Annotated in this window: 1 protein-coding gene; it reads left to right on the top strand. The window is 51.8% G+C overall.

The window, feature by feature from the left end; genetic code table 11:
- The first annotated feature begins 98 nt into the window (after nt 1–98).
- Nucleotides 99–1700: an IS1182 family transposase gene (locus KHS78_RS22140; RefSeq protein ID WP_211831190.1), complete on the top strand. Its 1602-nt coding sequence runs from the start codon at nt 99–101 to the stop codon at nt 1698–1700.
- Nucleotides 1701–1874 lie beyond the last annotated feature (174 nt).

Below are 1874 nucleotides of genomic sequence, written 5' to 3'. Positions count from 1 at the left end.
CGTTGAGTCTGTAGAAAAACGTCTGGAAGCACTGGCAGTCCCCGGCATAGCAGATATCCTTTAGAAATCTGCCCCAGAGTTCTATTTCGAGCCTCGCCATGCCTCGCTTCAAGCCGTACGACACTCGTCAAAATCTTTTATTACCGATTAACCTGGCCGAGCAACTAGTTCCCGGTTCTTTTGAGTACACGCTGAATTACCTCGTGGATCATGAGATCGATACGTCCATCTTCCATGACCATTATCACAACGATGAAACCGGTCGTCTGGCTTATGATCCGGCCATGCTGTTGAAGGTGGTGCTGTTTGCCTATTCTCGCGGCATCACCTCCAGCCGCAGGATTGAGAAAGCCTGTCGTGAGAATGTGGTTTTCATGGCGCTTTCCGCCGACAGTCAGCCTCACTTTACGACCATTGCCGACTTTATCAGCCGTATGTACAAGCCGGTCGGGCAACTGTTCATTCAAGTCTTGATGATCTGCGACCAACTCGGTCTGATCGGTAAGGACATGTTTGCCATTGATGGTCGCAAGATGTCGTCCAACGCCAGCAAGGAGTGGAGCGGCACCCACAGCGAGCTTAAGGGTAAAAAGAAAAAGCTGGAGAAAGCCGTTTCCCGTTTGTTGAAACGCCATCGGGAACATGATGCTCATGAGCAGGTAAATCCTCAGCATCAACGCGACGATGAGCAGCGTATTGAGACACTGAAAAAAGCCTCACGCCGTATCAAGACGTTCCTGAAGGAGCAGCCAGAGCGAACCAATAAACGTAACCAGCCGCTTAAAGGCAATGTGACCGACCCGGACAGCGCCAAGATGAAGACTGCCAAAGGGGTTATCCAGGGTTACTGTGGTGTAGCGGCTGTCGACAGTAAGCACCAGGTCATTATGCACGGGGAAGCCTATGGCCATGGTGCTGAACAATCGACCTTGATCCCGACAGTAAAAGCGATTGATGCCCAGTGTCGCTGGCTGGGACATAGCGATATTTTCAAAACCGCCAGGATCACCGCAGACAGTGGTTTTCATTCCAGGGAGAACCTGGAAGCCCTTACCAGGTTGAACGTGGATGCCTATATCGCTGACAACCAGTACCGCCAGCGTGACCCTGACTTTGATCAGGCCGGGCGTTACCGGGTTCAGCATAAAAAGGAACGGGCGGCGCTGGCCAGACAGCGGGGCAAAACGGTTGCCACCGGACGCTTTACGACACGGGATTTCCGGTTCGATACCCGCACCATGACCTGTACCTGTCCGGCCGGGAAACCCATGTGGCTTAGCAGCGCGAAGGCGATGATTGGCGGGAAGCCTGCTTATCAGTTCTGCGGTTATGTACACCATTGCCGGGATTGTCCGATGAAGGCGCAGTGTCTGCGTCGGTTGGATCAGAAAAGGCCTCGCTCTGTCGCCTTCTTTTATAAGGAGGTAGTCGACCAGCAAAAACCGGATGTTCTGCAAATCATGAAAGACAAGATCGACAGCCCGGCTGGAAAACGGATTTACAGCAAACGGCTGGCGGTCGCCGAACCCCCGTTTGCCCATATGCAGGCTATGGGGTTATCAGAACTCACATTGCGGGGACGCCCCAAGGTCAATGGGCAGTGGCAGCTTATGTGTGCCCTTCACAACCTGAAGAAGATTCACGGGTTTGGTGGAGAGAAGCTGCAACAACGAATGGAGAAGGTGCAAAAGCATGGGTGACAGACCAGCGGGGGCATTTTCGCCCCATGATGCCTTCAATACTCGCTAAGCCATTAGCGGATAAATAAAACACGAAATCATCAAGCGATATGTCTGTAGAAAGCTGAAGCAGATTTCATTCATTAACAATGAAGGCATTGTGGTTTCATTCTTAGATTTTCTACAGACTCGTTA

Source organism: Kistimonas asteriae (assembly GCF_018263925.1).
Taxonomy (GTDB): Bacteria; Pseudomonadota; Gammaproteobacteria; order Pseudomonadales; family Endozoicomonadaceae; genus Kistimonas; species Kistimonas asteriae.
This window is presented reverse-complemented; position numbering and strand designations above follow the sequence as displayed.

What these genes read in the sequence shown, in the direction of transcription:
- KHS78_RS22140 (WP_211831190.1), top strand. Translation starts at nt 99, where the DNA reads ATGCCTCGCTTCAAGCCGTACGACACTCGTCAAAATCTTTTATTACCG.